31 protein-coding genes are annotated in these 26,575 nt (G+C 49.7%); all 31 read left to right on the forward strand.

Annotated elements, in window-relative coordinates:
• The first annotated feature begins 45 nt into the window (after positions 1 to 45).
• The 31 genes from H4O27_RS06220 (at position 46) to H4O27_RS06375 (ending at position 26,392) form a co-directional block, all read left to right on the forward strand.
• Positions 46 to 945 (forward strand): ParA family protein, encoded by a 900-nt coding sequence (locus tag H4O27_RS06220; RefSeq protein WP_165007776.1) that lies wholly within the window; start codon positions 46 to 48, stop codon positions 943 to 945.
• Positions 942 to 2,516 (forward strand): ParB family protein, encoded by a 1,575-nt coding sequence (locus H4O27_RS06225; RefSeq protein WP_165007778.1) that lies wholly within the window; start codon positions 942 to 944, stop codon positions 2,514 to 2,516. The genes H4O27_RS06220 and H4O27_RS06225 overlap by 4 nt, the downstream gene beginning before the upstream one ends.
• Entirely contained in the window at positions 2,506 to 3,111 is a 606-nt protein-coding gene (locus H4O27_RS06230; protein ID WP_165007780.1) for an STY4526/YPO1902 family pathogenicity island replication protein, read from the forward strand. The genes H4O27_RS06225 and H4O27_RS06230 overlap by 11 nt, the downstream gene beginning before the upstream one ends.
• On the forward strand, positions 3,108 to 3,845 hold the full coding sequence (locus tag H4O27_RS06235; RefSeq protein ID WP_165007782.1) for a hypothetical protein: 738 nt from the start codon (positions 3,108 to 3,110) through the stop codon (positions 3,843 to 3,845). The genes H4O27_RS06230 and H4O27_RS06235 overlap by 4 nt, the downstream gene beginning before the upstream one ends.
• Positions 3,845 to 5,371 (forward strand): hypothetical protein, encoded by a 1,527-nt coding sequence (locus H4O27_RS06240; protein WP_165007784.1) that lies wholly within the window; start codon positions 3,845 to 3,847, stop codon positions 5,369 to 5,371. Before H4O27_RS06235 ends, H4O27_RS06240 begins: the two co-directional genes overlap by 1 nt.
• Positions 5,372 to 5,734: 363 nt before the next feature.
• Positions 5,735 to 6,781, forward strand: coding sequence for an AcaB family transcriptional regulator (locus H4O27_RS06245; protein WP_165007786.1), 1,047 nt, complete (start codon positions 5,735 to 5,737; stop codon positions 6,779 to 6,781).
• Positions 6,782 to 6,838: 57 nt separating this feature from the next.
• Positions 6,839 to 7,423, forward strand: a complete 585-nt coding sequence (locus tag H4O27_RS06250) for a hypothetical protein (RefSeq protein WP_165007788.1) — start codon at positions 6,839 to 6,841, stop codon at positions 7,421 to 7,423.
• Positions 7,424 to 7,788: 365 nt separating this feature from the next.
• Positions 7,789 to 8,226 (forward strand): single-stranded DNA-binding protein, encoded by a 438-nt coding sequence (locus H4O27_RS06255; RefSeq protein WP_165007790.1) that lies wholly within the window; start codon positions 7,789 to 7,791, stop codon positions 8,224 to 8,226.
• 189 nt (positions 8,227 to 8,415) lie between these two features.
• A complete protein-coding gene (locus H4O27_RS06260; RefSeq protein ID WP_165007792.1) occupies positions 8,416 to 10,374 on the forward strand; it encodes a DNA topoisomerase 3 in 1,959 nt (652 codons plus the stop codon).
• A 36-nt stretch (positions 10,375 to 10,410) separates the two neighbouring features.
• Entirely contained in the window at positions 10,411 to 10,707 is a 297-nt protein-coding gene (locus tag H4O27_RS06265; RefSeq protein WP_165007794.1) for a hypothetical protein, read from the forward strand.
• Positions 10,708 to 10,779: 72 nt separating this feature from the next.
• On the forward strand, positions 10,780 to 11,331 hold the full coding sequence (locus tag H4O27_RS06270; RefSeq protein ID WP_165007796.1) for a hypothetical protein: 552 nt from the start codon (positions 10,780 to 10,782) through the stop codon (positions 11,329 to 11,331).
• A 319-nt stretch (positions 11,332 to 11,650) separates the two neighbouring features.
• Complete coding sequence (locus tag H4O27_RS06275) at positions 11,651 to 12,226, forward strand: YcbK family protein (protein WP_165007798.1); 576 nt, start codon at positions 11,651 to 11,653, stop codon at positions 12,224 to 12,226.
• Position 12,227: 1 nt separating this feature from the next.
• Positions 12,228 to 12,914 carry a hypothetical protein gene (locus H4O27_RS06280; protein WP_165007800.1) on the forward strand — a complete coding sequence of 229 codons (687 nt, stop codon included), beginning with the start codon at positions 12,228 to 12,230 and terminating at the stop codon, positions 12,912 to 12,914.
• Positions 12,915 to 13,250: 336 nt separating this feature from the next.
• Positions 13,251 to 13,754 (forward strand): DUF3577 domain-containing protein, encoded by a 504-nt coding sequence (locus H4O27_RS06285; protein WP_165007802.1) that lies wholly within the window; start codon positions 13,251 to 13,253, stop codon positions 13,752 to 13,754.
• Positions 13,755 to 14,465: 711 nt separating this feature from the next.
• A complete protein-coding gene (locus H4O27_RS06290) occupies positions 14,466 to 14,813 on the forward strand; it encodes a hypothetical protein (RefSeq protein WP_165007804.1) in 348 nt (115 codons plus the stop codon).
• 84 nt (positions 14,814 to 14,897) lie between these two features.
• On the forward strand, positions 14,898 to 15,461 hold the full coding sequence (locus tag H4O27_RS06295; protein ID WP_165007806.1) for a DUF3275 family protein: 564 nt from the start codon (positions 14,898 to 14,900) through the stop codon (positions 15,459 to 15,461).
• A gap of 11 nt (positions 15,462 to 15,472) precedes the next feature.
• Positions 15,473 to 16,066: a hypothetical protein gene (locus H4O27_RS06300; RefSeq protein WP_165007808.1), complete on the forward strand. Its 594-nt coding sequence runs from the start codon at positions 15,473 to 15,475 to the stop codon at positions 16,064 to 16,066.
• Between the two features lie 56 nt (positions 16,067 to 16,122).
• Positions 16,123 to 16,482 carry a hypothetical protein gene (locus H4O27_RS06305; RefSeq protein ID WP_165007810.1) on the forward strand — a complete coding sequence of 120 codons (360 nt, stop codon included), beginning with the start codon at positions 16,123 to 16,125 and terminating at the stop codon, positions 16,480 to 16,482.
• 235 nt (positions 16,483 to 16,717) lie between these two features.
• Complete coding sequence (locus H4O27_RS06310; RefSeq protein ID WP_165007812.1) at positions 16,718 to 17,143, forward strand: hypothetical protein; 426 nt, start codon at positions 16,718 to 16,720, stop codon at positions 17,141 to 17,143.
• Between the two features lie 40 nt (positions 17,144 to 17,183).
• Positions 17,184 to 17,405: a hypothetical protein gene (locus tag H4O27_RS06315; protein ID WP_165007814.1), complete on the forward strand. Its 222-nt coding sequence runs from the start codon at positions 17,184 to 17,186 to the stop codon at positions 17,403 to 17,405.
• A 112-nt stretch (positions 17,406 to 17,517) separates the two neighbouring features.
• Positions 17,518 to 17,796: a hypothetical protein gene (locus H4O27_RS06320; RefSeq protein WP_165007816.1), complete on the forward strand. Its 279-nt coding sequence runs from the start codon at positions 17,518 to 17,520 to the stop codon at positions 17,794 to 17,796.
• A 277-nt stretch (positions 17,797 to 18,073) separates the two neighbouring features.
• Positions 18,074 to 18,304, forward strand: a complete 231-nt coding sequence (locus H4O27_RS06325) for a hypothetical protein (RefSeq protein ID WP_165007818.1) — start codon at positions 18,074 to 18,076, stop codon at positions 18,302 to 18,304.
• A 230-nt stretch (positions 18,305 to 18,534) separates the two neighbouring features.
• Positions 18,535 to 19,257, forward strand: a complete 723-nt coding sequence (locus H4O27_RS06330; protein ID WP_165007820.1) for a hypothetical protein — start codon at positions 18,535 to 18,537, stop codon at positions 19,255 to 19,257.
• 242 nt (positions 19,258 to 19,499) lie between these two features.
• Complete coding sequence (locus H4O27_RS06335) at positions 19,500 to 19,877, forward strand: hypothetical protein (protein WP_165007822.1); 378 nt, start codon at positions 19,500 to 19,502, stop codon at positions 19,875 to 19,877.
• Between the two features lie 61 nt (positions 19,878 to 19,938).
• Positions 19,939 to 20,214, forward strand: a complete 276-nt coding sequence (locus tag H4O27_RS06340; RefSeq protein WP_165007824.1) for a type II toxin-antitoxin system TacA family antitoxin — start codon at positions 19,939 to 19,941, stop codon at positions 20,212 to 20,214.
• A 2-nt stretch (positions 20,215 to 20,216) separates the two neighbouring features.
• Entirely contained in the window at positions 20,217 to 20,708 is a 492-nt protein-coding gene (locus H4O27_RS06345) for a GNAT family N-acetyltransferase (RefSeq protein ID WP_165007826.1), read from the forward strand.
• Positions 20,709 to 20,860: 152 nt separating this feature from the next.
• Positions 20,861 to 23,185, forward strand: coding sequence for an SNF2-related protein (locus H4O27_RS06350; protein ID WP_165007846.1), 2,325 nt, complete (start codon positions 20,861 to 20,863; stop codon positions 23,183 to 23,185).
• A 563-nt stretch (positions 23,186 to 23,748) separates the two neighbouring features.
• Complete coding sequence (locus H4O27_RS06360; RefSeq protein WP_165007828.1) at positions 23,749 to 24,849, forward strand: DUF6094 domain-containing protein; 1,101 nt, start codon at positions 23,749 to 23,751, stop codon at positions 24,847 to 24,849.
• Between the two features lie 70 nt (positions 24,850 to 24,919).
• Positions 24,920 to 25,291: a hypothetical protein gene (locus tag H4O27_RS13040; protein ID WP_206224742.1), complete on the forward strand. Its 372-nt coding sequence runs from the start codon at positions 24,920 to 24,922 to the stop codon at positions 25,289 to 25,291.
• Positions 25,292 to 25,485: 194 nt separating this feature from the next.
• A complete protein-coding gene (locus H4O27_RS06370; RefSeq protein WP_165007830.1) occupies positions 25,486 to 25,854 on the forward strand; it encodes a hypothetical protein in 369 nt (122 codons plus the stop codon).
• Positions 25,855 to 26,143: 289 nt separating this feature from the next.
• Positions 26,144 to 26,392, forward strand: coding sequence for a hypothetical protein (locus tag H4O27_RS06375; protein WP_100562678.1), 249 nt, complete (start codon positions 26,144 to 26,146; stop codon positions 26,390 to 26,392).
• Positions 26,393 to 26,575 lie beyond the last annotated feature (183 nt).

Raw genomic sequence — 26,575 nt, forward strand, 5'->3', positions numbered from 1 at the left:
AATTTATTTTTATTAACTTCCATTTTTCAATAGTAAGGATAAATTATGTCTGCACCCGTAATTTTAGCCGCCACCTCAACCAAAGGCGGGGTCGGCAAAACCACTTTGCTGGCAAATGCCTCGGCTGTACTGGCCGATATCGGCCTGCGTGTCCTCATGGTTGATGCCGATGTTCAACCGTCACTTTCCAAGTATTATCCGCTCAACTACCGTGCACCTAACGGTATCGTAGAATTGCTGCTTGGCGATAATTCTGATACCAATGTACGCTCAACAGTGTCCAATACGATTTTCCCAAATCTGGATATCATCATTTCCAACAATATCTCGGCCGATATCCAAACCAAAATCGCCAATCGTGCCGACCGTGCTTTCTTGTTGAAAGCCAAATTCCAAAATCCTTTCTTTCAAAATAATTACGATGTCATTTTAATCGATACGCAAGGCGCAGTCGGTGCCTTGCAGGATGCAGCTTCCTTCGCCGCCAGCTGTCTGATTACTCCTATCATGCCTGAAATCCTCAGTGCCCGTGAGTTCGTCACCGGTACTCAGGAAGCTTTGTCACGACTGGCTCAAGGTGAAGTAATGGGACTTGGCACCCCACAGCTGCGTGCCATTATCTACGCTCAAGACCGCAGCAAAGATGCAAAACTGATTGCCCAAGAAATCCGCGAATTTTTCAGTGTGTCACTCGATGACCGTAAAAAGCTGCTCCAAACCACCGTTCCGGAAGCAAAGTCGTATAAAGAAGCGGCAACATTGCGTATCCCTGTGCATTGCCATGAGCAGCAGCACCCGGGCAAGCTGATGCCTGCCTATGAGGTGATGCACAATATTGTTTACGAAATTTTCCCAGGGATCCAAGAACGTCAACTGCGCGGAAGCTGTTTCAACAACATGACCACCCTGCTGCCTGAAGAAAAATCTGCGGAGGTATTGTCATGAATGGAAATCAATTGACCCAAGGTGTGGCCGGTTTAAGCCTCCATATCGGTACCCCGGTTCAGACAAACATGCTCTTAAATGACAAACCGGCCATGGCTAACGGCATGTTCATGCAGCTGCCGGTGGCAGAAATCGAGTTTTTCGACAAAAACCCGCGCCGCCAACATGATGAGGCCAGCTACGCTGCCATCAAAGAATCCATCCGTGCCACCGGTATCCAACAGCCTGTGCATGTGACCCAGCGTCCGGGAGAAAACCATTATGTTCTGGCTCAAGGGGGCAATACACGTTTGAAAATCATGCGGGAACTGTATCAGGAAACAGAAGAAAGCCGTTTCCGAAACATTCCCTGTTTCTACGTGGCCTATACAAACGAAACCGATCTTCAGATCGCCCATTTAATCGAAAATGAGCAGCGTGCAGAGATGTGCTTTTGGGATAAGGCCTGTGCTTATGCGGAAGTCCGCGATATTTTTCAGGATGAGAGCGACAAACGCCTTTCCCTGCGCGAATTGGAGGTGATGTTTGGTGCGGCCGGTTTGATTGTCTCATACCAAGCGTTAAGCCTGTTCTTCTTTGCCTCAGATTCTTTACAGGAACTGGGTCGTTATGCCTATGAACTGTCAAATCCGAAGGTATCAGAAATCAAAAAATTGCATACAGCCATGGCAGCTGCAGCCAAAAAAGCCGGTGAGGCCGACGGCTTCCTCGCAACATGGTCGGATATTCTGGAACAGTGGCACGAACAATTCACAGCGGACACTTTGGATGTGACCGCCCTGCTCGATTTTGTCAGCGGCCGCTTTGAAGCAGTATATGGCACAGCCGCCTTTATTGATGAAGATAAAACTGACTCAATTGACATCCAATATTCGGAATCTGATTCAAACTCCTTAGAAAATTATCCATCTTCTGCAAAATTAAACGCTGAAGAAACCGGTGCAGTGCAGCACCAAGCTGCACCTGCCGCCACAGGCGGCACACCTGTGTCCAACAAAACTGTGCCAGTGTCTTTCACGCCGACAGGCGCGGCGCGGCCGGAGGTCGACCCTCCGGCTGGGACGGCTCATACGGCGGAAGCTGGAACAGCCGGACAAATCACCAAAAACCTGCATACCGCAGTCAAAAAATGGCTGAACCGTGTCGGCCTGGGCGAATGTTTTAAAAGCAATCCCGCTTTCCCGCTTGGCTTCTACATCGAATATCCGGACTTTTCAGCGATTGCCAACAACCCTGATGTAATTTCCCCTTTCATTGTCGATAACCTGCATGCCGAGGCCGGTAATGTGTTTACCTATTTGTGGAAGCTGTGCGGGTTGGATGAGCTGATGCTCAATATTGATGATGCGGACAATCCTATTCTGGCACTCCCTGAAGATTCTAAGGTCCGTATCGCCTATCACGATCCGGACAAATGGGATGAGTTTCTGAATTTCGGGATTGGCGAACGCCCTGCTTTGATTAACTGTGTCTTGGGCTGGCAAACCCGTGCGGATCATCCCTTCTGCGCTGTTTTGGACGAAATCCACCTGCTTGTGCGGCAAATCAACGGGGGGCGGCATGATGGCTAAGAACAAATCTTTGGTCTACCGCATGGCCAGCACCGACAGCCTCCATACTTTCTTGGCTTTGAGTAAGCTGGCCGCAGCGCCGCATTCTAAAAATGAAGCCTCATACAATGCGATTGCATTGCGGGAGCATAAACAGACCTTGGCCAAGCTGCGTCAGATGGACACCAAACAACTGGAAAAATTAGCCAAACACTCCATCGGTGTCGTGAGCTACCTGATTGATCTGGACTGTCTGCAGGACAATCTGAACGTATTTGAAAAGAATGTTCAGCAGTATGAAGAAGAGCTTCAACGTGTCCGTTGGCTTGTAACCCGTAAAGCCAGCAACCAGATGATTATTGATTTGTGCCCTTTGGTCAGTTTCGATGAAATCAAAAAGGTTCGTCTTGAATTGGGGATGCCCGTATCCCGAGGCCGTCTAAAAATGCCCGATACGAATACTAGACTTCAGATTTTGAAGGCATGGCAAAAAAATCAGTCAGAAAAAAACCTGTATCTGCGCTACCAAAACTTGTCTGCCGAATTTCTGAATTTGGATTTGGGTCAGCTGTATACAGTTATTACAGACGATAAGTATTTTGGAGGTGAAGCATGAATACCGACATCAAAGCATCTTTGTTTGTACCCGGCTTCCCTGTTCCCGGCCATTGTGAGCATACACTGAAGGGGCTGGCCGCCCTGTGGGAAGAGCCGGCGACCTATGTCAAACAGTTTGCAGAAGCCATGCAGTCTGTGACGCAGGGCTACTTTTTGAGCTATTTCACCGAAAAATGCATGCCCGGCGAATGGATTTCCCTCAATAACGACATCGTATTCGATGAGGCAGGATTGACCCCTAAGCAGTGGCGCAATATCCGCCAGCAGCTGATGGCCAAAGGCCTGCTGCTGAACAGGCGAACCGTCTTTCCGACGGATTCCCTGTTCACGCTGGACGACCTGCTGCTGGAGCGTACCATCCGTGAACACAGCACACGGGACATGACGGCGATCGGGGGGCCGCCGGTATCCATCAACAAACTGCACCTCAAAACGCTGGCCGGTTTGGGCTTGTCGTTCAAGTCGGTTCTGTATTTGTCATTTTTGCAGAATGAAACCGGATATGTCGCCTTCCAAGACCGTGGCGAATGGTCGCCGTGGACTTGCATGGCTGAAGGCCATGTGACGGAAATGACAGTTTTATCCCGGCGCGAACAGGAAACCGCCATTGCTGAGCTGGGCAAAGTCGGTTTGCTCGAAATCAAGCTGGAAGGCATGCCTGCAACCAGAAGCGGCCGGTACAGTCTGAAGATGCTCGGTACTTTAACCGCACAATATTTGAACAGGACGTAATGATGGCCACACTGACCTTGCCCCCGCCGTCCCTGTTTAATGCGGAGCTCTCCCAGTGCTGGGAAGCCCTTCAGGGCGGCCGCACAATCGCGGTATACCGGTGTCTGATTGAGATTACAGGCTCTCTTAAGGCTGCCGCCATGCTGTCTCAGTTGCTGTATTGGACACGCGTCAGCAAGGAGGTTGCGCAACGTGACGGCTGGATTTACAAATCCATCTCACAAATGCAGGAGGAAACCGGCCTGACACCGCGAGAACAGGATACCTGTAAAGATAAACTGAAAAAGCTCAATCTGATTCAAACACGCCGAAAAGGTGTGGGTGCGCCTTTGGCGCTCAAGGTCAATTTGGATGAGCTGTCCGCTGCCGTCTGTATGAATGGAGGCAATAGTGGCAATGTCGGACTGACCTTGGATGAACTGCAAAACAGAAGCTCTTTGTTTTACCGCCGCTATTTCAGTAAGCGTATTGCTTATCACCGTGACTTGGTCACACTGACCGGTTGCATCCATGCGGCAGTGATGTTGACCTGTGCTTTGCAGGATGCTGTCAACCAGTTGAACACCCACAAGCATCATGCCTTTTCGTCGCTGACGGCTGCTGAATGGCAGGAGCGGATTGTGTTGTCCGATAAATCACAGCGCACCGCACGTAACCGGCTTAAGGATTTGAAATTCATTTTTGAAAAACATTTTCTGGCCAGCCGCCGGATTTTTACCTTGGTAAATGGCCGTGCCATTTTGGAAACCATACGAAATCTGTTGAATGCACCTGTACAGGAAAGTCGTAGCAAATTGTCCGAAAAGGCCGAATTTCGCAGATTGGCGGAAAGGGCCAAAAAAGATTGGCGGAAAGGGCCAAATATGGATGAGCAAGGCTTTCAAGCCGATTTGCCCGAGAATATTCCCCACTCTGAAAATATGACATTCAGAATCGACAAAAGGGAGGATTCAGAATCGACAAATGGTGAAATTAAGAAACCACAAAACAGGAAATTCATTTCCGACAAATGGGCAGTTTCAGAATCGACAAATGGGCAGATTGTTATATATTTAAATTACAAAGGTGTTTTTAACTACAACTACAAAACCGTGTTACCCAACAAGACAGTAAAGCCTGATGAAAAAGTTGTGGTTGTTGATTCTTCGGATTTGATTTACCCGAAAACATTCAATGCAACCATGAAAGCTCAGGCTACGCAGCTGTTTAGCCGTTTCTGTCCGAATATCGACCATCAGCAAATGCAGGAAATCCTGGATGAGATTGCAGGCCAGAAACAGGTCAACAGCCCTTTGGGGCTTTTGATGACATTCTGCAGACTGGCAGGACAAGGCGAGTTCACCGCCATGGTGGCGCACAAAGTCCGAGAAGCCCGTATAGCCATGGCCAGAAACCGGGAGCAGCAGGAAAAAGCGGCATTGGCTAAATCAGTATCCGGTAACTCTGAGAAAAACCAGATGTCTGTAGAGGAACTGCGCGCCAGCACCCTGGCTGCGGTCAAAAAAAGAAAGCCATATTCTAAATAAACGTAATTTCAGACGGCCTGAAAACTGTAACGGGGGGTTACAGCTGTTAAGGGGCTTAACAGCCTCCGCGCGGCCCGGTTCTGTCAAGAGTCTTGACAGCGGTTAAGAAGCCACCGGCTGTCAAGAGTCTTGACAGGGTGTCTGAGCAGATACTGCCGTTGTTCTCGGATTTTCTCCAGTTCTTCGGACATTTTTGTTCCTTTCGTGGTTGGTTAAAGGTGTGGGAACCGTAACTATACCACGGGTGCTTCCGGCAGCATTAAAGCCGGTGGCCGCCGGGAAAATCCGGACCCTATAACCACAGGTTGTCACAGCTTGTGACAACCCCTACTATTCAAAAAACGTAACAGATTGGAAGAGCATATGGAATTAAAACAACAGCACGTCATCAAACCCGGGAGTATCCATGTCCATCAGGAGTTTCATCTGAAGGTCGGCAACAAAAACTCCCCGTTCAGCAATGGTTACGATATGCCGCGTGCAGCGGAATCGCTTGGCAACAAAGTGTTTGAGGCGGTCTCGGAAGAAGACCCTCAGTTTGCCGAGTGGGAGGTGTTCAAGGCTCATGAACTGCTCCTGAAGAACTACCTAGGCAAAAACAATAAGTACAAAGGTAATCTGCTTTGGGGGACTTACGAGATTCTGCCGTCTGAAAACGACCGCTTTAGAAAAATCAGAAATCTGACCTCCTCAGGCAGTGACAAATTTCTGCTGCATACCAAGCAAGGGGTTCGGATGTGGGAGGGGAACAATAACCGTCGAAACGGGGCACGCTGGCCGGGTATCAAATACGGACTCAGTCTGAGCGGGGAACTGTTCAGTGCGGCTATGACAGACAACCCGTATGCCCAATACCACCTTTGCAGCCTTGAAGAGCAGATACAGGAAATCAATGCCTATCTTCATGATGCCCAAAATGAGGTAGACAAACAGATTCAGGAGCTGGCCGCCAGCGGTTTGAGCATTTCGATTGTCCGCAATGATGACCCGGTGGAAGTGAGTTTGATGAATACCAGGGGATACAGCTTTAAACTGGTTAAAATGCTGATGGACTACGACCAGTTTGTCTGTTCGGTAAAAACCCTGACTACTAAGGGCATGATGTCGAATAAACAAGGGAATGACATACTTTATAATGGCAGTCGGTTAATGAGACGCACTTTGAATTACCTGTATACGGTAGTCATGGAAATCCGATCGATTCGTAATATCCGAAGAGACAGTCTGTTTGATGATGCCACTCGTGCGAAGCTGAAACTGGCAACAGAACAAGGAGCATTGCCCCATTTGCCAATGAGTCTGTGGATGTATGAAAAACAGCCGTCACTGGTATATATCCAGAAAAAAATGAAGTCGGATGAATTACAGAAGCTGGCGGCACTGTTGGAGGAAGAAGGACTTGCCGAGTAATATCAATGGGCTGTAACCTATTAGGATGCAGCCCATTATGTTTGATCGGATAGAACTTTGAGTGGAACAGAAATGTCAGATGGCAAGAGAAAACATACCGAAACCGGGCGCAGAAAAACTCAACTTGATTTATGTTACTGCAAAAGCCTTTTAAGGGTAAGGGGGATAACCGAACTGGAAGCCAGGATAGAGGAAAAACTGAACGAGCTGTCAAACCTTGTGACAGAGGCTAAAGGATATTATCGGGAATGTATGCGCTATCGGTTTGTAATGCGGATAATGTACCAGCAGTCACCCATCAGTTACAAAGGGATGCCGAAGCTGAATACCGATACGCTGCATATCCCGATTATGAATTTCACCAGTACGCAATATGAGGGAAGAGCGGTTATCAAAAGACAAGTCGTATTCTCTTGGGAAGGTGTCAGCGATGCACTTGATAAAGCAAATGCCTCTTTAGATGAGCGCTTACTCCATATGCGCGTCTATTATGCGTTTAAAGACTTTTACTGCCGAAGCAGAGGAATTGCTCAGGAGTTAAGCTCGCTATACAATTCAAAAGCCTATTTTGAGAAGATGATTGAATATGAAAGAATGGCTTTGCATAATCTGCCGAAATTCATGACCGAGAAAGTCGAGTAACTCTGATAGATATAGATGGAGAAAGGTTGTAACCTACGGTTACAACCTTTTTTGTTGGCAGGCGCGGCCGTCTGAAAATCATGGCCATGCAGACACCCTGTCAAGACTCTTGACAGCCGGTGGCTTCTTAACCGCTGTCAAGACTCTTGACAGAACCGGGCCGCGCGGAGGCTGTTAAGCCCCTTAACAGCTGTAACCACCCGTTACAGTTTTCCGACCGGCGGCGCGGCCGTCTGAAAATCATGGCCATCTCTTGACAAGATGTCATGAACCCTGCAATAATACCCCATCCTTAATCTCATGATGGGGTATTTTATCCCTAATTCTTTCTGCCATATTTTCCCTACTTCTTCAGGAGCTAAAATATGTCAGTTCAACTTTCTGTGCGCGGTAATCTTGGCAAAGATTTTGACTTGCGCCCCGTATCCAATCCAAACAGCAGTGAACCCAGCATGGTTCTTAATTTCTCTGTTGCCTCTCCAAACCTTAAACGCAATGCAGAAGGCAAATGGGAAACGGTATCCACCGAATGGCTTAACTGCGAATATTGGAACCGTGAAGCCGCACACCTGCATAAAATCTTAAAAACCGGTATGCCCGTTTTCCTTGAGGGTGATGAGCGCTTCGAAAACTATACGAATCGTGATGGCATAGAAGTGCGCGCCCGTGTCCTACGCGTTAAAAATCTGTTCATCGTCCCAAATGAACGTATCGAAGGCATTTCCTTGCGCCCTGCCCGTGACCCTGCATCAGGTAAAAATCAAGATTCGGATAATGTGCCGGATGATGATATTCCGATGTAACCATGGCCGAGAAAAAGACATCAGCTTGGTACGAGATAACCTGCTGGGTAAAGGCCATTCTGACCGAAGCAAAAGATATTATCTGGACCATTCTGTTATACGGAACTTTGCTCGCAGGTATCTCTTGGGTTGTTTATACCGTATTTCTTTGGGTGTTTTCTGAATTGAAAAAAAGTATCGGGATTTGAGATGCGCTTATTCCTCTGCGAGAAACCCAGTCAGGCAAAAGACATCGGTAAAGTACTCGGTGTCCTGGACGGCCGCTATGACGGCTATTTCCAAAAAGGTGATACCGCCGTGACTTGGGCGTTCGGACACATTTTAAGCCAAGCCATGCCTGCTGCTTACGGTGAGGAGTTTGCTGATTTTGGCAACATCACTGCTCTTCCTGTTCTGCCTCAGCAATGGAAAATGGAAATCCAGCCGAAGGCGGCCAAGCAGTTCAAAATCATCAAAGGACTGCTGGCCAAAGCCGGGGAAGTTGTTATTGCAACAGATGCTGACCGTGAGGGTGAAGTTATCGGCCGCGAAATTCTGGAATACTGTGGCTACCGGGGCAAGGTATCGCGTTTCTGGACCAGCGGACTAGATCCTGCATCGGTTAAAAAAGCCTTGACAAGCATCAAACCTGGCCGGCAAACGGAACCCCTGTATCAGGCCGGACTGGCGCGGGGGCGTGCGGACTGGCTGGTCGGTATGAACCTGAGCCGGGCATACACCGTGGCATACTCGGCAGGTTTCGGAAAAGAACACACTCTATCCATCGGCCGCATTCAGACACCGACGCTGAACCTCGTAGTACGCCGCGACCACATTATCGACAACTTCCAACCGTATCCGTATTACGTTTTGAGTGCCGACTTTCAGGCGGCCTCCAAAGAGGTTTTTACAGCGGTTTGGCAGATACCCGAATCCCTTAAAAATTCAGACGGCCTGTGTACTGACAAAGCATTTGTTGAAAACTTGGCCAAACAGTTGGCCAATGCGGCAGGTGTTGTCGTTTCTGCTAAGACCGATCGCAAAAAGACACCCGCTCCATTGCCGTACAGCCTTTCGGCCTTACAGAAAGAAGCCGGCAAAAAACTGGGGATATCTGCCTCAAAGGTGTTGAAAATTGCCCAAGAGCTGTACGAGAAACACAAAATTACCTCCTACCCGCGTACGCCGTGCCGTTATCTGCCTCAGTCGCAGCAAAGCGAAGTGGCCGAGGTATTTACGGCCATGGCGGCCATCGACGGCAGCCTGGCACCGGCGTTGGCCAAAGCTGATCCCAAGCGTCCGTCGCGGGTATGGAACGACACTCAGGTCAACAAACATTCGCACCATGCGATTATTCCGACCAAGGTCAGTAACTTCAATTTGGCTCAATTGGATAAAAACGAGAGGGAAATCTATCTGATGATACGCAACCGTTACATTGCCCAGTTCTATCCCGACTACGAATACGACGCAACCGTCATTGTGGTAGAAAGCTGCGGGCAACAATTCAAAGCCACAGGCCAAACCCCAAAAGTCCTGGGCTGGAAAACATGGTTGGGCAAAACAGAAGAAGACGGCGGTGACGATAACGACAGCGCCGTATTGCCGGCCGTTTCAGACGGCCAACAACTGGTTGTAACCGGCAGCAATCCCGAAACCAAGAAAACCGCACCACCGCCGCGCTTTACCGAAGCCACGCTGCTGGATGAAATGCAAACCCTGTCCGATTTTCTCAAAACCGTGGACGACGAACAGATTAAAAAAATCCTCCGCAGTACCGAAGGATTGGGAACCGAAGCCACCCGCGCCAATATCATCGACCGCCTGTTTGAGATGGGCTACATCGAGAAGCAGAAAGGCAAAATCGTTTCCACCGAAAAGGGGCGCAAACTGATTAGCCAAATACCGGCAATGGTGGCCGATCCCGTTACCACCGCCAAATGGGAGCTGGCTTTGGCCGGTATCGAATCGGGCAAATTGACGATGGCGGACTTTATGGCCTATCAGGAAGACCTGATTCGGCAGTTGGTTGATCAGGCCAAAGCCGATGCAGCGAAAAGGCCGAAAGCGGCAAAACCGGCAGCGTCCGGTCAACCGAAAACGCAGCCAAACACAAAGCCGGTGATACATTCCCTGACTGTGGCGGTACGTTGCAGGAAAAAGCGTTGAATTTGGGATGTTCAAAGTATCCAGAATGTAAGCATTTTGAATGGGCGCAGTGAGAATTTACTTAAAGATACGATTTTAGAGGTCGCAAAAATGTTTGATTTAATCACCGTAATAATGATTACTATGCCAATAGGGTTGGGAGTATTCATACTGATTCAATCCATTAAAAAAGAAAATGCTGTTGAGATATTGCTTTCCCTAATTTTGATAGCCATAAGTTCAGGTACACTTTTGATAGTTAAACATCTTTCTGACATTTATATCGAAATTGAAGCACAAAACATCAAACTTGACCTTTTAAAAAAAGAAAAGGATTGGAAGAAAGATTTTTAGAAGAAACATTTAAGATCTTCTGTGAATACGAAGCGTAAGTATTTTGAATAGTTACAATGTTATGGACATAAAATGGAATCAACAATTTCAAAATGGCAAAAGAAGCTATTGCTCTACTTATTTAATGGTGAAGAACAGGACGGTTATATTTTTGGGAGTATCGCCTCCCCCATTCCATTCGAATCTGATGATACCTATAAAATTCCGGCAGATACGTTTTATCAGACAACGTCAGAATATTTTTTTAGAAAATGGGTACTTTTTGAATTTCTTACACATACTTTGAAATTTCAGTTTCGTTTGCTTGGTAATGCCTTGATTGGCGCATTAGCGCCAATGGGTGGTTTAATTGTATTGTCGGCTTTTTTTCTATCGTCGCAACAATTTAATGAAATTGTTGCACTCATAAATACTAAAGAAGGTTTTCAAAAACTCTACGAAGTTGGATTTATATTTGCGTATGGTGTTTATTTAATTAACTGGGTAATCAGGTATAGTTCGAATAAAGCCACTTTAGTATATCTTCTTCAACGCAATTGGCTTAATTTTATTCAAGGTAAAGCAGAAATAAAAGTTCTATTACCTATTGGAAAAGCAGTTGCTATTAAAGAAGATGCTAATTAATTGTTTAACAGGTGTTTCAATGATGAAATGGTTTTGAATCGGCATTAATTTTAGAGAAGGATATCTGAACATGATTCATGATATAGGTTTTATTAAAACATACTTCGTCATAACCGTTATAGCGTTTGCTCTCCTAACTTATTTTGCAGTAAGGCAAAGAAGAGCAAAATTACTAATTTTGGTTATTTTCCCTTTTTACGCATTAAACTTGGGTATAGTACATGATTTAAAGGAAAGCAGATTACTCTTGAGTGTTTTATTCCCATTGATTGTTTATGCTATTGGAGCAGCTTTGTATTACTTTACTAAGGACTGAATAATGAACTTAAGCCGTCGTGATTTTCTTTATAAAACGACCGCCTTAGCAGGAATGGTTGCTACTGGCGCTGCGGGAATTTTGCTTCCAAAGGATGCTCTTGCCGTGACTAATATGTCTGATTTTTGGAGTAGAGATCGTTTAATTGATTTTCGCCGAGCTGATACAGGAGAGAAAAGTAGTATTCGCTTTTTCAGTCAGAATAGATATGATCCTGAAGCATACCGACATGCCTGCTGGTTGTTACGTGATGCAAAAGATCAAAATGCTATGATTGGCATGGATATTGGACTATTGAACTTACTTTACGCTATGCAGGAATGGGCACGGGTTTCAGGACGGCCTGACCCGGTTATTACCATCAACAGTGCATATCGGACACCGCGCCGCAACGCTTCTATAGAAGGTGCTGCACGAAACTCACTGCACATGCGAGGTAAAGCAGTCGACATTACCATGCGCGGCGTGACGCTTGGGCAGCTGGAGCAAATGGCACAGTATTACAAGGTTGGCGGCATCGGCATATACGACAGCTTCATTCATTTAGATACCGGACGATACCGTAGCTGGAGGGGGTAGCATGTCTTTATTAGACAGGGTTCTCGAACATCCGCCAGCTTGGGCAGAGGATATTCTTCAACCGTGGGATGAGGCTGCTTATCAGGAAAAGGCTCCGTTTATCTCGCGACATTACTGGACTTCGCAGGGGAGTATCAATGTTTTTAGCGTGGTTGGAACGATTCATTCCGATTACCAAAATCATTCATGGCTGCATCTCTTACAAAACGGCAAAAGGATGCATCTTAATTTGCCCTTGCTTGAAAGCAACCCGCATTACTACCATGACACTTGCTCCAAAGAACCTCCAATGTATTTTAAAACTTTGGACGGCCGCCGCTTTTACATCGATGATGACGGTAATCATCGAACCTGTATCGCACGATTCTATTTTTATGAGCAAGGCTTAACTCAGTTACATGGCGTGGTGATCAACCACTACCAGATTGATGAGGAATTTTTTAGCATCTATCAGCAGTTGGAACAGGAAATCCGACGACAGGGTTTGAAAATATGGCTCAAACCCACCCGTAAATCGATTGGACGGGACGACACGGCAGGCTGGAAAGAAGATTTGTTTGAGACAGAGTTGAAATGGCAGGAAGGTTCTCAAACTTTACTCCTGGATAAGGCGGCAGCCTTAGAAAAACTGGAAGCATTGCGCCGTAGAAAGCACTCATGGCTTTCCAAGTTGTTTTCAAAATTGTAAGGTTAACGCCAAGCAAGCAGTTTGGACGGCATCTGTTTATGCCGTCTTTTTTTGTTGCATCCGTGCATAAAAAATACAGTTACCCTGTTGACAGTGTGAAAATTTGAGCATATATTAAAGCCGTATTGTACGTTTTGTGGCTTTTCTCAAAAGCCTCGTCATTTAGCCGCTCGAGAATGAAATCCGATCCGTCGGATTAGCGGTACATACTTTCAACCCGCCTTTGGTAAGGCTTCTAAGTCAGTTACGGCATTCGCAAAAGCCGTATTAACCCTTTGGGGATATATTTATCCTCATAGGGATTGATATATCCCCTGTTTTTTATGGAGATATATCATGACTCAATCTAATCAAACCCAAAACCAATACTTCAATCTGACTGCCGACGGCATCGGTTTCTTGAACCGCCCCCGTACGGTAACAGCTAAAAAAGGCCATCCTTACTATGCTGCTACCATTCAGGCATCCCGTGGCGATTCCGGCGATAAAACACGTTTTGACGTGCGTATCGTTGGTGGTCATGCAAAGGAACTCTTCGAGCAATTGCTTCAGGAATTTCCTAATTTGCAGGCCACGCAGTTGAAGGATCGTCCGACAGTCATTGTCGGATTTCGTGTAGGTGATTTACAGCCCATCAAATTTGAAACCGAAGATCGCAAGACCGGTGAAAAAATTGAGACGCTGAGCATCGATGCGCGACTGCTGAAATTTAAGTTCATCAAGGTGAACGGAGAATTTTGGTACCGATCGTCACAAGACGAACAATCTCAAACCGATGCGGACAATACTGCCCCTACCCCTCGCCCTACTGAGGAAGTGGCTGAAACTCCGACTCAGTAATTAAGAAAGCAGGAAGCCTTTTGGCTTCCTCTTCTTAAACTCCCCTATTCGTTCAGAAAATTAAGCACCTGACCATCGGATGTTTAATTTTCTGAACGAACCCCTTCTTAATTTTAAAGCAGTACAAGGGCAGGCAACCTTGTAAAAAACAGCTTGGCTTTAAACCTGATTTTGTTTTCTTACCGATGCCCATATCAGTGTGGGCATCCGTAAGCAGATAAATGCTCCTTAACAATTCGGACTTTTTATTTTTGAATACTTGGATTGTCCAAGTTCATTTTTTAAGCCACCCTCAGGGTGGCTTACCCAAACGTTTTTGAACAGAACATTTGGGTAAGCTTCCCCGGTTGACAGACCGTTTTCTGTCTGCGTACAGCTGTGTTAAAAGTACGTTCAGTCATTCGTGATTGCCACAGCCCTATTTAAACCCAACCGTACATCCGGTTCTTATCACCCCTGCAATGCGGTGCAGCTTTTCAGGGCTCAACTGGGCTTTTGCCCCGAACTCACATTTTTATGTGGGTTCTTCAAGTCAATTTTACTGAGATTGCCTTGAAGAACTTGCATTTTACCGGTTGACAGGCCGTCTTCATCTGTCTTGCTCTAGCCGTTAATCATCAGCGCGTGTATTCGTACATCTACGGCCTTTTCTTTCAACCCATCGGGGCACCTTCCCCGGCGGGTTTGGTGTCCCTTTTTTTGGAGTGCACCATGTTTCATTTCCTTTCCCGCCGAAATACCGGCGTTCTCCCCATCAAACCTGCGGATATCCGCAAAGGTATGGTTCTGACCCATCTGCCCACCGGCACTCGCCGCACAGCGGTACATGCTGCATCTAGCGGGCTGCTTTTGATAGACGATTCCGGACACTTGTTCGGGCCGTCTGAAAAAGAGCTGGCACAGCAATACTGCCTGCGCGGCCACCAGCTCCGCTGCGGCTTCGAAATCGAAGCACTGTGGCAGAAAGCCCGCCAACTGCATCAGGCCGACAAACGCCTGCTGACCCGTTTGGGCTTTCGGCTGAGTCCCGAAACCATCCGTCGTGCTCTGGCAGCCTGATCAGGCTGCTTTCAAATTTTTCTGTTCAACCCTATGGGGATATACCCCGTTAGGGCGGTATATCCCTTTTCTTGGAGATATACCATGTCTGTTACCCTTCCCGCTACTTTGAATGTTGTTGAAAAAAACGGCCGTAACGGTGTGTTTATGGCCGCCGAACTGATTACCGACATCGGTACGTTCGACCTGAAAAACCGTGTGCTGGAGCAGTTTTCACAAGGCACATACAGCGGTGTGTTCACCATTCTGCGCATCTACAACCAGAGCGTCTCATGGAAAAACGGCACTTGGACCAAACTGTGTGCCGAATTGGACTGGGAAGCCCTGCGCATTATGGCGCAATCCGAGGAAACCGTTCCGAGCCCGGCTATGGCCGTTGCCGAAATGGTGGCCGAAGAGGAAGCTGTAACCACTCAGGCTGCCGTGTCTGCCGAAGCTGTACCGACCTCCGCACCGATCATACCGTCTGACGAAGACCTGGTATCGGATATGGCGCAGCTTCAGCTCAAACTGGACGCGTCCGAACCGGTCAAGCTGGACATCACGATGGAAGACCGTCAGGCGTTGCGTGAATTACGCGACCGGATGAAAGCCCACGGCTACCGCTTCGACGGCAACAGCCGGTCTTGGCATCCTGCAACAGCATAAGGAGGCAAATCATGCTGTTTCAAACTTCATCGCACGATTTGTTTTCGGACGCGTTTTTCATCCTCAACGACCGGCTGATGTTCGCATCACTCTACGGCCGTGATGCCAACCTGCTGTCGCTGTTGGCCGTTTTGAACAACAACGGCCTCAGCGGTCAGGAGCGTTTGGGCTTCCGCGAACCGGATTCGGCTGCTGCGTATCCGCCATGCTCGACCGCACGGTATTTCTCCGGTCTTTACAAGCACATGACCAAAATCCAGACACAGCCTTACGGTGTGCTGGTTCATGCGTTTGTCTACGCCGGCGACATCGTGCAGCAGGACTTGGATACCAAAACGGTCTGGCTGGTATCGGACAATACCGATACCGACCTGTCCGAAGGTATTTGGCAGACGGTCAGCCGTTTGAGCGACATACCGCTGCTGGACGGCTGGTCGGCACAGATACTGCCCCGCCTGCGGGAACAGGGCTGTGTCCGCCACTATCCGCCGGGTATCAATGCCGAAGCAGCCTTGGTCGGTGTACAGGCCTGCCACATCCGGATTCCGGATGATTTTGACCTTCAGGTCAGCAGCCTGCTTAAAACCGGCGTATTAACCGTCTGATGACTTTAACCCCTTGGGGATATGCCCCGAGGGCATATCCCCTTTCAGGAGCAGAGATGAAGCCTCTTATTTATCTGAAAGTCTATACCGATTCAGCCCCATACGATGTTGCCTGGAAACAGGCGGATTTGGAGGTTGAAATCGCCGGCGGAACCGTACGTTTTTACTGTACGGTCGAGCTGGATGAACGCTGCGACATCTTGCCCAAGAGCCTGCGGATTGCGGATTTCGGAAATTCCGAATTTCTTTATGACGGCTCTGTTGGCCAAGAAACCGTATTGCTACCCGAAGCACATCCCTGCATCAGCGACAACATCTATCCGGTGTCGTTGCTGCGGCCAGAGGTGTTCAGTCACGCATTGGCCGATGCTGCAGCGGCAGTAGTCGGACAGCTGTATGACACGGAGTATGTGTAGCCCTCAAACCTGCCTCAAGCAGGTTTTTTAGCGGTGCTGATGGTTTTCAGACGGCCTCGGCATCGCCAAAAAGCCTGTTTCACACAGCCGACAGACTGTTCCTTCTGTCTTGGTGCTGCCGTTAAACATCACCAACCGCATTCGTGCGGCCACGGCATTTTTTCAACCCATTGGGGATACACGTCCCCACGGGGTCATGTATTCCCTGATTTTGATTTTTTTTAGGAGAACCACCATGACCCAGTCAATCTACACCCAAAACGAAGCCCTGATTATGGGCGATTACGGCACATCGGAAGTATTCCGCCAGCTGATACTCAGCCTGTTCAACGGTTATACCTATCCGATGCCGGTGCTGACCGTTTCACGCTTGGACAGCAAGCATTTCCGGCTGTTTGCCGACATGATCGAAGCCTATCACCGAGACGGGGAAACGGCTGAACTGCGTGAGCTGGCCTGCAAGGTTCTTGACCGATTTCCGGAGTTACGTGTCCGTTGCGTCCATCCGGAAAGCACGGCGCTGGAAGAACTGAAACGCGCACTGATTTTTTACGATCTGTGCGATGAGGATCAGGAATCCCGCGCCACCGGTGCATTTGCCGATTCGAAGGAGATGCTGGTCAATGCCGTCCGTCATTTGCTCGAGAAGAGTAAGGACTAAATCTGTTTTTTAACCCCTGTATTTTTTACAGTATCGGCCATTGGAGCCGATTTTAAGTATTTCATATGAGAGTAAAAATATGCCTAGAATTGCAACCGGTGCTGAAAGAAACAGCGCACAACGATTAAGTCGGTCAGCTCTGTTGAATGATAGTGAATTGAGCGTTATTGACATGATTTTAATGTCGCATGATGCCCAAGAAGAAATCGAAGAAGGATGGTTTGACGATTTTGCTGTCATTGAACTGAAATATGCTGATTGATGCTTTACCAACCTGCTTTCGAGCAGGTTTTTTAGCTGCGCTGAAACCCGCAGGGCTCGTTTTCAGACGGCCTCGGCGCAGCTAAAAAACCTGTTACTTTGAGGAGAATGAAATGTCTAATCAAAACAATATCCGATATGATTCCGAAGGGCCTTTTGAAATTTGGCTGGGAATGAAATATTTCTTAATTTATTGGCTAAAACATGATTCAGGTCATGAAATTTTTGCCAGGGAAGCCGATGCGTGGGAAAAAATTGAAGAACTGAAAAAGAATCCCGATTTGGAAGCCTTCGAACTTTATGAAACCAATTTAAGCAAGCGTTGGGATCTATTCGATTACAGGGGAGATAAAGAAGCCGCTATCGAAAAACTGAACTCCATTACACGCTGACAGTCGTTTTACTGTCTTGATGCTGCCGTTAACCATCATCAACCGCATCCGTGCGGCCACGGCTTTCTTTCAACCCCGACCGGCGGTGATATATTCGCCGCCGGAGGATGTGTCTCCGCCTTTTTTCAATGAGGAGATACATTTATGATGTACGAACTATCCGGTTCTTTGCCGGAAAAAGTTTTGAGTTGGTCTGGCGGGGTGGTAACATATGTTTAAGAAGTTCTTAAGACTTGTGTTTCCGTTTCGCAAGCCCGTTTCAAAACGAATATTCGATTTGTGGCTGAAAATTTTGGAAGACAGCGCCTCGGCTTCGATTATCGCAATCGGGCCGTATCTGTGGATAGACGGTGCTTCCATCTGGAACCGCTGCCTGAATGTACTGACCCTGCTGTTGGCAAGTTATACAGCTCAGGTGTTGGTATACCATTTGGCACGGAACGAATCCAAACTTGTTCAGAATCAAACCGACAACCCGGACAAATCCGATGAAAGGAAGAATCCATGACTGCACTGACTTGGTTTCTGCTTCTGGTAATTGTGCTCATGTGGGTAGCGATTTTTAAGCTGTCCAAACTGAGCGATGAAGACCAAGAGCAGGAAAAGCAGTAATTTTTACCAACCCTTAATCCCACCACAGCCCGCGCTGCCGGTGGGATTGTCATATCTTTTATCCAACCCTGTGGGGATACCGTTCCCCAAGGGGCGGTATGCCCTTTTATTTTGAAAGGAAATACCGTGGGTACTTCAAACTTCATGTTCAATATCCGTCTGGATGTTGTCAGCGGCCTCTCTTACTCCGATTTCGATGTGGATTCCTACAACGAAGGAATGGACGCAGAAGACCGTCTGCAACCGGATGATTACGAACGTATCGGCGACATCATCGGTTTCTGTACCGAGGATTTCATCGCCGATTTCAAGCACCGTGCAGACGAACCGCACCGCAACCGTGATACCGCTCCACGTTGGCGAAAACACCGTATCGGCAGACTTTTAATAGAGTCCACCACAGATGCTGCAGACGATTCCCGCAACGGCTTTCATGACCGTAATTACGGCGGAACCAAGCTGGCTGAAATCACGGCGGATGCGCTGTTTTACGGCCATAACATACGGATGACCATGGATATCATCATGCGGCACGGCTATTACGACGGGGTCAATATCGACCAGCAAATCAACCTGGAAACCGACTTCTCGGCTTACCGTTGGGATGATTGGGACACGGAAGACGTTGACGGCATGGCCTGCGACATCCTCAGGGAGTATGCGGACTGCCGTATCGCTACGGAAGCCCAACTGGCACGCCACCGCGATGCCGTCGCCAAACGCCTGCAGGCTTTGGAGAAAGTATTGTGGCAGCGTTATGAGGAACTGGTCTCCCCTTATTGCGAGGAATACCGTGTAGCCGCACGTTTCTGCAACGGCGAAACCTGGTATGAGAAGGCGGCAGCATAGCCCGAACATACCTCAACCTGCTTTCGAGCAGGTTTTTTAGCTGCGCTGAAACCCGCAGGGCTCGTTTTCAGACGGTCTCGGTGCAGCTAAAAAACCTGTTTCCAACGCCGACAGTCGTTTTACTGTCTTTGATGCTGCCGTTAACCATCATCAGACCGCATCTGTGCGGCCACGGCTTTTTTCCAACCCGTCTGCGGGCTGCACCCGTCAGGGCGGCAGTTCCGCCCTGTAAGGAGCGTACCATGCACACTAACCCTTTACCCCGTCCTGATTTGGATTGGGATTTTGTCGAGGCACATTACCCCGACTACCACCGTTGCGACATCATCTGTCAATCCGGCGACATGGCAGCCTGCTTTGAGTTTGCCGGCATCGATCCCGATGAACTCATCACCGCTGATGCCGTAGGCCGTCTGAAAGCGCTGGCTCCGGACAGGCTGGAAAGCCGCGAACCTTCTTACCACCAGGTTCAGGCATTTGACGACTATATCGGCAGCGGCCTGACCTTTGGGGAAGCCGCTCAAAAGGTCGACAATTACTGTTTGGCCAAAGCGGTATTGGACTGCCCTGATGCGCTGCCTGCCGAAATGCTGAAGTGGGCGCGGGTTGTATTGTCTTAACCTTGAATTGTACGGATAATTTCCGTACAATATTTTAATCTAACAGTTGGGAGCATTTAATATGGCAACCTATGCAGACTGCCGTTTCGAAGCCCGAATCAGTGCAGATACCCGTGCCTTATTGAAGCGGGCAGCCGAGCTGCAAGGCAGAAGTATGTCCGAATTCGTTATCAGTACCGCTCGCGAAGCTGCTCAAAGAGCTGTCGCAGAAGCGGAAATCCTGATGTTTTCCGAACGCGACCAACTGCTGTTTGCAGAAGCACTGCTTGATCCACCCAAACCGAATGAGGCATTAAGCAGGGCTTTGGCAAAGCATGATGAGATGTTCGGGGGATAAGTATGGCCTTATCGGATGTCTGCATCCGCCTTTTGGACGCAAAGGATGACAGAAAAGCGTTCAACAGCCCTTCGGAACCGTTAAACCGTTATTTGCAGCAACAGTCAACCCAAGATGCGAAACGCAGGGTTGCAAAATGTTTTGTTGCTGTTGATTCTATGGGAAATATTGCAGGGTACTATACCCTGACAGCCACCGGTGTTGCGCAAATCAACATTCCCGAATCTTATCGCAAAAAACTGCCCCGTTACCCGACGGTTCCTGCCGTATTAATGGGGCGTTTGGCGGTTGATGAGAAATATCGCGGCATGGGTTTGGGCGCACTTTTGCTGGCCGATGCACTTAAAAGAATCGACAGGGCTGAAATCGCAGCCTATGCGCTTGTGGTTGAGGCCAAAGATGAACAAGCTGTTGCGTTTTACCGGCACTTTGGTTTTATCTCGATGACGGATGCGCACGAGCATCTGTTTTTTCCATTGGCCAATCTACGCTGATTGGCAACATTTCTTTTTCAACCCTTTGGGGACTGCTCCCCGAAGGGTGCAGTCCCCGTTTTTTTGGAGGCTGCATCATGCAATTTCAAACCTGCGATTACCCGTTGACTACAGACGAGCTTTACGAAGAACTCAAATTTCTGTCCCCGGATATGCGCCATACCGAGGCCGTACACCAATTCAACCGTCTGCTGGAACAGTTGCGCGGCAATGATTTGACCCTGTCTCAGTTTTTGGACGATTTCGGCGGCAGCCTCTTTGAGGCGGTTACCGAACAAAACCGGCCACTGTACCAAGGCCAAACCCATGCCGCCCACGAGGCGGTGCTGGACGGTTTGACCCGCCGGCTCTTTCCTGCCCAACGGGAAGTGGTGCGCGCGGTCAACCAACTGCTGCTGGTCGAAGACCAACCGGCGGCCGTCATCAATGCCGAGATGGGTACGGGCAAAACCATGATGGCCATTGCCTGTGCCGCTGTTGCCCACGCCGCCGGCGTATCCCGGACGCTGGTTCTGAGTCCGCCCCATTTGGTCTACAAATGGCGGCGTGAAATCCTCAAAACCGTGCCGGATGCACGGGTATGGGTACTCAACGGTACCGATACGCTGGCCAAGCTGCTTAAAATCCGCCAGATGCGCGAAGCACCGACTGTTCCCGAGTTTTTTGTATTGGGACGGGTTAGGATGCGGATGGGCTACCACTGGCGGCCGGCGTATGCGGTGCGCAAGCAGTACCGGAAAGATTACGCCGAAGGCAAGCACTTTATCAGTACGGAAAGACTGTTTTGTTGTCCGAAATGCGGCCGCGAGTTGAAGAATGAGGAAGGCGAGCCTTTCCATTCGGAAGTTGAAGCAAAGGCATTTTTGGGCAAGTCCAGACGTTTCTGCACGGCCAAACGCAACTGCGGCGAACCTTTGTGGACCTTGTGCCGTAAAGACAGCAACACCGTCCAGCAGAGCGTGTACGAGCGTGTTATCGGCGCGGTGGCCGCACTGCCGGGTTTGGGGCCTAAAACGGCTCAGAAGCTGGTAGCGCAGTTCGGCGAAGCCATGCTGGCAGATATCCTGGAAAACAACATCCAGGCATTTGCCAATCTGATGGATGAACACGGTGAATTTGTGTTCAACGACCGTCAGGCGGCACGGTTGGACCGGGCTTTGGCTAAAACCGAGTTCTCTTTGGGTGTAGGCGGCTACCAACCGACCGAGTTCATCAAACGCTATCTGCCGAAAGGCTACTTCGGACTGATGGTGGTGGACGAAGGCCATGAGTACAAGAACTACGGTACGGCACAAGGTCAGGCCATGGGGGTATTGGCACGCTGTGTCCGCAAGGTGCTGTGTCTGACCGGCACCCTGATGGGCGGTTACGCCGACGACCTGTTCTACCTGCTGTGGCGGTTGAATCCTCAGGCCATGCTGGCCGACGGCTTCGGTTACAACAAAACCAACACCTTGGGGACGGTGGCGATGGCGTTTATGCGACAGCACGGTGTGCTCAAGGAGGTCATCCGCAGCAACGGCAGCGAGTTCGACGGCGGTTCGTTTACCAGTTCCAAAGCCAAGCGCACTTCGGTACGCACGGCCAAGGCACCGGGCTTCGGCCCTTTGGGCATCATGCGCTACATTCTGCCGATAACTGTGTTTCTGAAGCTCAGGGATTTGGGCGAAGGAGTCCTGCCACCATACGAGGAAAATTTCCGGCCGGTGGCGATGACACCGCGACAGGAAGAAATCTACCGCAACATGAGTCTGAGGCTGCAGGACAAGCTGAAACAGGCTTTGGGCAAAGGCGACAACACCCTTACCGGTGTGGTTACCAATACGCTCTTGGCTTGGCCGGACTGCGGCCACCAGCCGGAACGGGTGGTTTGGAAACGATGGAACGAGCGGCTGTTCGAAGCAGAAGCCGTTTTTGACGAAACCGAACCGTCGCCCAAAGAGGCCGACCTGCTGTCCGTGGTCAAGGAGGAGTTGGCTCAGGGACGCAAATGTCTGGTCTACACCGTCTACACCGACACCCGCGATACCGCCGGGCGTCTGCAGAAGCTGTTACAGGCGGAAGGCATCAAAGCGGCTGTGATGCGTGCATCGGTCAAAGCCGACGAGCGCGAAGATTGGGTGGCCGCGCGCCTAGACGAAGGTTGCGAGGTGGTCATCTGCAATCCGGAACTGGTAAAAACCGGCCTGGATTTGTTGGCGTTTCCGACCATCTATTTCATGCAGACCGGCTACAACGTCTATACCCTGATGCAGGCGGCACGACGCTCTTGGCGGATTGGCCAAAAGGAACATGTGAAGGTGTATTTTGCCGGCTACATGGAGACTGCCCAGCAAATCTGTCTCGAACTGATGGCGCAAAAAATCGCTGTGGCCCAATCCACCTCCGGCGACATGCCGGATACCGGTTTGGACATCCTCAACCAGGCGGAGGACTCTGTCGAAGTTCAGTTGGCCAAACGGCTGCTGGATCAGTAATCCCTTTTTACCTGGGTATGAAGTGTGTTTCAGACGGCCTTCAGGCCGTCTGAAATATTCCGGATACTACAAGGAGCTGAGATGCGATACAGCAACAACAAAGATTTTGCCGCCTATGTTGCGGCGCTGGTACGCAGCGGCAAATGGGTATACATCCCCAAAGGCCGCCGCCGGCACGGTTGCCTGTAACACGAGAGCGGCCGCAAATGCCCGGTGCCTTGCAGCCCGGGTAATGATCCGCGCGGTTTTTTGAACTTCAAGGCCATGACCCGGCAGATTGAAGCGGAAAGCGCCTGAATTTTCCGCCGCAAGCCGGCGGTTTCTACAACCTGCTTTCGAGCAGGTTTTTTCAGACGGCCTCAAGTTAAGGCCGTCTGAAAAAACCTGTTTCCAACGCCGACAGTCGTTTCACTGTCTCGGTGCTGCCGTTAAACATCACCAACCTCATTTGTGCGGCTACGGTTTTTTTTCACTCTGTGGCATATCTAAATGCCACTTTTCATCTTCTCAACCCTCAGGGGGCTTCCCCTAGGGCAGCCTCCGCCTTTTCTACGGAGGCTTCCATGAATTCCACCAATCATCTGATGCACCCGCGCACCGCGCACAACCATGCCGACAACGGCTATTTCCCGACCGATGCGGCCACACTGGAAGGCATTGCTGCGCGGCTGGACATTGCCGGCGGCAATATCCGCATCTTCGACCCCTGCTGCGGCACCGGTGCCGCACTGGCTGTCTTGGCCGAACACCTGGGCAGCTGCGGTGCACACTGCCGCAGTTTCGGGGTGGAACTGGACGGTAAGCGCGCACTCGAGGCCGCCGGGATGTTGGATTTCGTTGTCCAAAGCGACATTGAAAACTGCATCCTGCAACCGCGTACCGTGGGTTTGCTGTTTCTCAATCCGCCATACGGCTTTTCCACCGCCGACAACCTCAGCGCGGAACGCACCAAACGTTTGGAGGAAATATTCTTCAACCGCACGGTGCCGGTACTGCAGGAAGGCGGCATTCTGGTGCTGATTATTCCTGAGGCTGCCTTAACCGACCGCTTTACGGCCGGCATCGCTTCCCGGTTCACCGAACTGAGAATGTACCGTGCTGCCGTCGATACCTACCGCCAGTTGGTGATTATGGGTAAAGCCGGCCGCAACATCGGTAAGGCACTGGCCAAGCAGCAACAGCAACTGCTGTTACAGCAGGAAGCCGCCATCCCCGTTCATCTGGCCGATACCGACTATTGGTACGAAGTACCCGAAGCAGCAGTCAAACCGTTCCGGCCGATTAACCGCAAGATTGAAGCTGCCGGTTTGTCTGCGGAGCTTTCAAGTGCCGGGAACCAAACGCTGTGGCCGCATTTCGACCGTTTTTTTCGGGAGGACGCTGCCATGGAAAAACGCCGGCCGCTGTGTGCACTGGGTAAATGGCATGCCGCACTGGCTTTGGCCGCCGGTCAGGTCAGCGGCATTGTGACCGCTTCAGACGGCCGTCGGCTGCTGATCAAAGGCAGTACCCATAAAACCCAGGTCAGCAGCACCGAAGAAGTGATGAAGGCAGACGGCAGCGTGGATTACGTTACCACGAATCTCGACCGCTTCGTACCGAGTATCCGCGCCATCGACTTGTCTGATGGTGCCGGTTTTGGCGATGTGCTGACCATTAAGTAGTTTTTAACCAACCCTGCGGGTGGCTGCCCGTCGGGGCGGCATCCCGCTTTTTCTTTTGAAGGAGAAGAGTATGACCACCGCGATGAGCACAAACCAACCCGTTTTACCCGAGCTGTTGCTGTCCCATCTGGAGCAGAGCAAACCGGACCTGTTTCCTTTGGGGGAAACGGTCTGTACGGCCAATTCGCTACATTGGGCGCAGGAAAACCTGCTGCCGCAGCTGACTGAAACCCATCTGTGGCAGCTGATTCTGCTCAAGGCCCATGTCACCGGCTGCTGGCAGGATATGGATCCCGAAGACCGCAGACTGAATCTTCGGGCGCTGGAACCGGGAAACGAAGGGCGGATTCTGTCTGCCTACACCCTGCTGGATCAAAAAATCTACGTCATAACAGAATGGGACAGAAGCCATACCACCATTCTGTTGGCCGAAGATTATTGAGCATGATGCAGGCGGCCTCCGTCTGACCCATGCCTAAAAATTAGGCAACCGCGCAAACCAAAGCCCGACCGAAGTTTGCCCGAACTGCCCGTCGGTTTATCCACTGTTTTTGCGGATAAACCTTTTTCCAACCTGCGTGGAAGCCCGTCTTCCACGAACGGGCTTTACGCTTTGTTTGCCGTTAAGGAGCTGTTATGAACCCGTCTGCAATCGAGCTGATGCGCCAATGGCTGCAACAGCATGGCAATCCGTACATCATGGGCGTATCGAAGGAGCTGGCCGCACCATTTAATGCCGAGTTCCGCCGACGCTGTCCGAAGCTGTATGAAGTGGCCAAAGAGCATGTCCGCCTGTGCCGCCGCCATACGAGGCGTTATGGCCCGGGGCAGCCGGTGTACACCTACATCGACTATCAGGATATCAATGCTTATCCGTTGCCTGCCATCGACCCGTATCCGAAAGCACCGACTGCTGCAGTACTTCTGGCCGATACGGCCATGATGCTGGCGGCTCGTTATCCGTCGCTGACGGTTTGCAGCCGGATTTTTTCACCTGCTGTTTGAGGTTTGACCTGCCTTTCGAGGCAGGTTTTTAGCTGCGCTGAAACGCGCAGGGCTCGTTTTCAGATGGCCTCGGCGCAGCTAAAAACCTGTTTCCAACGCCGACAGTCGTTTCACTGTCTCGGTGCTGCCGTTAAACATCACCACCCGCATTCGTGCGGCCACGGCTTTCTTTCAATCTTTTAACCAACCCTGTGGGGGCATGCTTCCCACTATGGGGACATGTCTTCACACAATATGGAGGACATGCCTTGATATATTTCACTTCCAAGTGTGTACAGGAGTGCAGAAAATGAATCCTGCAGACCTGATACGCCTGCCCATGGCTAAGCGCTTGTTTGACTTTTGGTATAAACTGTTTGAAGATGTTACCAAAGCCAGCTTGATTGCAATTCTGCCGTATTTCAAACTGAGCGAAGCCCCAATTGAATATCGGTGGCTGAACGTTTTTGTATTTTTAACCCTTGCTTTCTCCTGCTACTGCATTCTGTATTGGCTTGCTGATAATGAGGCATGGATGAGCAGGAAGGAGGAGGACTGATGGACTCATTGACCATATTTCTGCTGATTGTGCTTGCACTGGTTTGGACGTTTTTCTTTACTGCCCGACATTCGGTTAACAAACTGAAAAAAGAGCATGAAGAAAAAACGAAAGCCGGAAAAAACAGAGCCTGAAGCAACATTCAACCCGTACCGTGCAACGGTACACCTGATTCCCACCCGC

Origin of the sequence: Neisseria yangbaofengii, assembly GCF_014898075.1 — a bacterium.
Lineage (GTDB): Bacteria > Pseudomonadota > Gammaproteobacteria > Burkholderiales > Neisseriaceae > Neisseria > Neisseria yangbaofengii.

Bases quoted from the DNA above. Each gene is read 5' to 3' on its own strand.
- H4O27_RS06335 (WP_165007822.1), top strand. From the start codon at position 19,500: ATGCACACTAACCCTTTACCCCGTCCTGATTTGGATTGGGATTTTGTC.
- H4O27_RS13040 (WP_206224742.1), top strand. From the start codon at position 24,920: ATGACCACCGCGATGAGCACAAACCAACCCGTTTTACCCGAGCTGTTG.
- H4O27_RS06260 (WP_165007792.1), top strand. From the start codon at position 8,416: ATGCGCTTATTCCTCTGCGAGAAACCCAGTCAGGCAAAAGACATCGGT.
- H4O27_RS06220 (WP_165007776.1), top strand. From the start codon at position 46: ATGTCTGCACCCGTAATTTTAGCCGCCACCTCAACCAAAGGCGGGGTC.
- H4O27_RS06350 (WP_165007846.1), top strand. From the start codon at position 20,861: ATGCGCCATACCGAGGCCGTACACCAATTCAACCGTCTGCTGGAACAG.
- H4O27_RS06230 (WP_165007780.1), top strand. From the start codon at position 2,506: ATGATGGCTAAGAACAAATCTTTGGTCTACCGCATGGCCAGCACCGAC.
- H4O27_RS06295 (WP_165007806.1), top strand. From the start codon at position 14,898: ATGTCTGTTACCCTTCCCGCTACTTTGAATGTTGTTGAAAAAAACGGC.
- H4O27_RS06275 (WP_165007798.1), top strand. From the start codon at position 11,651: ATGAACTTAAGCCGTCGTGATTTTCTTTATAAAACGACCGCCTTAGCA.
- H4O27_RS06340 (WP_165007824.1), top strand. From the start codon at position 19,939: ATGGCAACCTATGCAGACTGCCGTTTCGAAGCCCGAATCAGTGCAGAT.
- H4O27_RS06290 (WP_165007804.1), top strand. From the start codon at position 14,466: ATGTTTCATTTCCTTTCCCGCCGAAATACCGGCGTTCTCCCCATCAAA.
- H4O27_RS06345 (WP_165007826.1), top strand. From the start codon at position 20,217: ATGGCCTTATCGGATGTCTGCATCCGCCTTTTGGACGCAAAGGATGAC.
- H4O27_RS06310 (WP_165007812.1), top strand. From the start codon at position 16,718: ATGACCCAGTCAATCTACACCCAAAACGAAGCCCTGATTATGGGCGAT.
- H4O27_RS06370 (WP_165007830.1), top strand. From the start codon at position 25,486: ATGAACCCGTCTGCAATCGAGCTGATGCGCCAATGGCTGCAACAGCAT.
- H4O27_RS06305 (WP_165007810.1), top strand. From the start codon at position 16,123: ATGAAGCCTCTTATTTATCTGAAAGTCTATACCGATTCAGCCCCATAC.
- H4O27_RS06280 (WP_165007800.1), top strand. From the start codon at position 12,228: ATGTCTTTATTAGACAGGGTTCTCGAACATCCGCCAGCTTGGGCAGAG.
- H4O27_RS06235 (WP_165007782.1), top strand. From the start codon at position 3,108: ATGAATACCGACATCAAAGCATCTTTGTTTGTACCCGGCTTCCCTGTT.
- H4O27_RS06285 (WP_165007802.1), top strand. From the start codon at position 13,251: ATGACTCAATCTAATCAAACCCAAAACCAATACTTCAATCTGACTGCC.
- H4O27_RS06360 (WP_165007828.1), top strand. From the start codon at position 23,749: ATGAATTCCACCAATCATCTGATGCACCCGCGCACCGCGCACAACCAT.
- H4O27_RS06225 (WP_165007778.1), top strand. From the start codon at position 942: ATGAATGGAAATCAATTGACCCAAGGTGTGGCCGGTTTAAGCCTCCAT.
- H4O27_RS06240 (WP_165007784.1), top strand. From the start codon at position 3,845: ATGATGGCCACACTGACCTTGCCCCCGCCGTCCCTGTTTAATGCGGAG.
- H4O27_RS06375 (WP_100562678.1), top strand. From the start codon at position 26,144: ATGAATCCTGCAGACCTGATACGCCTGCCCATGGCTAAGCGCTTGTTT.
- H4O27_RS06320 (WP_165007816.1), top strand. From the start codon at position 17,518: ATGTCTAATCAAAACAATATCCGATATGATTCCGAAGGGCCTTTTGAA.
- H4O27_RS06270 (WP_165007796.1), top strand. From the start codon at position 10,780: ATGGAATCAACAATTTCAAAATGGCAAAAGAAGCTATTGCTCTACTTA.
- H4O27_RS06300 (WP_165007808.1), top strand. From the start codon at position 15,473: ATGCTGTTTCAAACTTCATCGCACGATTTGTTTTCGGACGCGTTTTTC.
- H4O27_RS06245 (WP_165007786.1), top strand. From the start codon at position 5,735: ATGGAATTAAAACAACAGCACGTCATCAAACCCGGGAGTATCCATGTC.
- H4O27_RS06255 (WP_165007790.1), top strand. From the start codon at position 7,789: ATGTCAGTTCAACTTTCTGTGCGCGGTAATCTTGGCAAAGATTTTGAC.